We start from the raw sequence: 3,394 nt of genomic DNA, 5'->3' as shown, positions 1-3,394 counted from the left end.
GCCAATGAGGCACTGGCATCTTTTACGGGAAGCGTTGAAAATATCGAAAAGGCGCGTGCTTTCATGGAGCAGAAAAACCAGCTGACAGCGTTGCAGGTGAAGCAACTGGAAGCCGTCCTCTATGCTGCTGCCAACAATCCGCAGACAGTACCAGACCTGGTGCGCGCCCGCATCAAAGCAGACACGGATCAAACTGAAAGACTGTACGGCTTCGACTACAAGCTTTCCGGGAAATCCGTCACGACAAACGACATCGACAACATTCTGAAAACAGAAAAGGATGTTAAGAAACGATTGGCGGCCTGGCAGGCAAGCAAAGAAGTAGGCAAAGAACTGCGGGAAGGCATCCTGAACCTGCGTGACCTGCGCAACAAAACGGTGCAGAACCTCGGCTACGATGATTACTTCAGCTACCAGGCTTCCGACTATGATATGTCGCGCCAAGAAATGATGGACCTCATGCAGCAGATAAACGAGGAGCTGCGTCCGCTGTACCGGGAGCTGCATACCTATGCCCGCTATGAACTGGCGAAACAATACGGCGTGAAGCAGGTGCCGGACCAACTGCCGGCACACTGGCTCCCCAACCGCTGGGGACAGGACTGGAGTGCGATGGTCGAGGTAAAAGGGATCAATCTGGATGCCGCCCTGAAACCCAAAGGAGCTGAATGGCAGGTTAAGCAGGCCGAGCGCTTTTATATGAGCCTAGGCTTTCCGCAACTGCCACAATCCTTTTATGAAAAATCAAGCTTATACCCGGTACCCCCGAATGCAAAGTATAAAAAGAACAACCATGCATCCGCCTGGCACATGGACCTGGAGCATGATGTACGTTGCCTCATGAGCGTGGAGCCGAACGCAGAGTGGTACGAGACAACGCATCACGAATTGGGCCATATCTATTATTATATAACCTATACCAACCCGGATGTACCTGTGCTGCTGCGCAGTGGTGCGAACAGGGCCTACCACGAAGCCATTGGAAGTTTGATGGGCCTGGCCGCCATGCAGAAGCCTTTTCTTGCCAACTTGAAGCTGATCGATCAAAATGCGAAGACGGATGAAGTGCAGACATTACTGAAAGAAGCGCTTAGCTATGTCACTTTCATACCGTTTGCATCGGGCGTCATGAGCGAGTGGGAACATGATTTCTATGCCCAGAACCTCCCGGCTGATCAATTGAACAAGCGCTGGTGGGAGTTGGTGAAGAAATACCAGGGCATAGTACCTCCTGCTGAACGCAATGAGCAGTTTACGGATGCCACCACCAAGACGCACATCAACGATGACCCGGCGCAATACTATGACTATGCCATGTCATATGTCATTCTCTTCCAGCTACACGATCACATTGCCAAAAACATTCTGAAGCAGGATCCGCATGCCACCAACTACTATGGAAGCAAAGAGGTCGGCAATTTCCTGCGGGAGATCATGTATCCGGGCGCTTCTGCTGACTGGCGTCAAGTGTTGAAAGAAAAGACAGGAGAAGACCTGAGTGCCCGTGCCATGGTAGAGTACTTCCAGCCTCTGATGGATTACCTTAAGCAACAGAACAAAGGGAGAAAGTATACCATCTAACGCGCAAGTCAAGCAGATAACGTTATTGTATACCTGAAAACAAAAAAGAGGCGGAGCTGATCATGTCAGCTCCGCCTCTTTTTTGTTTTTTAGAGCCTTCCGAAAGAAGAGCTTTTAGTAATTTACCTCCAGGGAAGGTACATCGACCAGGATAAAGGTCGCGTCAGAGGTAGCCGTAATGTTCACGATCTCTTGATCGTCCATTCTGACCTGATCGTTGCTGTCTACCTCTACGCTGTTTACCACCAGGCTTCCGGTCAGGACATAGAGCAACGTCTTTCTAATCTTAAACGTCCTGAAATCGATCACTTCTCCATCACCCAGATTGCCATAGTAAACGGTTGAATTCGAATTCAGAAAGGCTACATCTTCCAGCACTTTCTGGCCTGTCACCAAGGGAACGAGCTTATTTTTCGCGTCCAGGAAATCGATGTGCATCATTTCATAGGAAGGTGCCAGTTCTCGCGTATTGGGCACAAACCAAAGCTGCAGCAGGTGCAGCTCATCCTCTGATTCGTTACTTTCAGAATGCGTCAAGCCAGTACCAGCCGTCATCCGTTGCACCTGCCCGGGCGTCACAGTTGTCTCGTTGCCAAGATTATCTTTATGTGTGAGTTCACCGGCCAGCACAATGGTGACGATCTCCATGTCAGAATGCGGATGCGTGGGGAATCCGGACTTCGGAGCTACGTAATCATCATTGAAAACGCGCAAGGGCCCAAACTGCATGTTGGACGGATCGTAGTGATCTGCAAAAGAAAAAAGGTAATGAGATTTTAGCCAATCCTCTACAGTTGCCTGGTGACGTTCAGAAGCGGTAATAAGTTCTATCATGTTACTAAAATGTAAAGTGGTGCAATGGAGATATTCCGGCTAAAAATCGTTCTGCTATGACTTTACGCATAAATACTCATCTAGTTAGCAACAGGCCCGTTTCTGATCTTAAAACAAAACATCCTGCCCATTTAGGAGCAGGATGTCTTGTTGTGTCATACCTGAAAATAGAAACTAGCTATACCTAGTCTACCTTTTTTAGCTTTTGCATTTCCTTCTGTAGGTCCAGTACGATAGAGGATAATTTATCCAGCGACAGATCGGCAATCGGGAAGGTAGAACTGATATAGGACTTTGCTTCCCATATTTCCAGTACATCTTCCAGGTGTACTTCGTAAGGCGAGTAGATCGGGTTATCCGAATGTAGCCGCAAAGTAGAAGCTTCCTGTAGCTTATTATAAACGCGTTTGAAAACAACCCCTTCTTTTTCGCTCACTATAATACAGGGTGTACCATCTTTGATCTGGCTCCAATCCTCCACATACCGCCCGACGATAACAGTACCTGAAGAAATGGGCAGCATGGAATCACCGCTTATTTCAAAAGCCCGGTAAGTACCGCCTTGTCCCAGGGTAGGCAATCGGAATCGGGGCAATTCTTCTATGAATTCCGGATCAGCATACCCGTTTAAGTAGCCGGCACTGGCCTTTTGTGGGACCAGTTCAATATTTTCGCGTTCATCCTGATCGACTGTGATAGCCAATACCCGCAACTTACCACCCTGGCTGTTTCCCGCCACAGCAGCAGATCTGAAGGATGAATCCGATACATCCGCGGTGATCAGTTCATCCAGTGTAATGTCAAAGAGTCGGGCTACGTTCACAAGAGTACTCAATTTAGGCTCTGCTCTCCCCTCTTCATAAGCGCCTACTAAAGAACGTTTAATATCCAGCTTTTCAGCCAGTTGCGCTTGTGTATATCCTGCGGTTTTGCGCAGGTGTCTGATATTCGATGTTACCTTTTCCACTGTAGTACCTAA

3 protein-coding genes are annotated in these 3,394 nt (G+C 48.4%); 1 reads left to right on the top strand and 2 read right to left on the bottom strand.

Annotation, left to right across the window (positions count from 1 at the left end; genetic code table 11):
• Positions 1–1,581: M2 family metallopeptidase (locus OB13_RS08955; protein WP_461489819.1), on the top strand; the 1,581-nt coding region annotated here is incomplete at its 5' end.
• A gap of 114 nt (positions 1,582–1,695) precedes the next feature.
• On the opposite strand, the gene OB13_RS08950 is transcribed toward OB13_RS08955, so the two are convergent.
• Positions 1,696–2,415, bottom strand: coding sequence for a pirin family protein (locus tag OB13_RS08950; RefSeq protein WP_461489818.1), 720 nt, complete (start codon positions 2,413–2,415; stop codon positions 1,696–1,698).
• Between the two features lie 184 nt (positions 2,416–2,599).
• On the bottom strand, positions 2,600–3,382 hold the full coding sequence (locus OB13_RS08945; protein WP_461489820.1) for an XRE family transcriptional regulator: 783 nt from the start codon (positions 3,380–3,382) through the stop codon (positions 2,600–2,602).
• Positions 3,383–3,394 lie beyond the last annotated feature (12 nt).

It is taken from the genome of Pontibacter sp. HJ8 (genome assembly GCF_054824225.1).
This window is presented reverse-complemented; position numbering and strand designations above follow the sequence as displayed.

Bases quoted from the DNA above. Each gene is read 5' to 3' on its own strand.
- OB13_RS08950 (WP_461489818.1), bottom strand. From the start codon at position 2,415: ATGATAGAACTTATTACCGCTTCTGAACGTCACCAGGCAACTGTAGAG.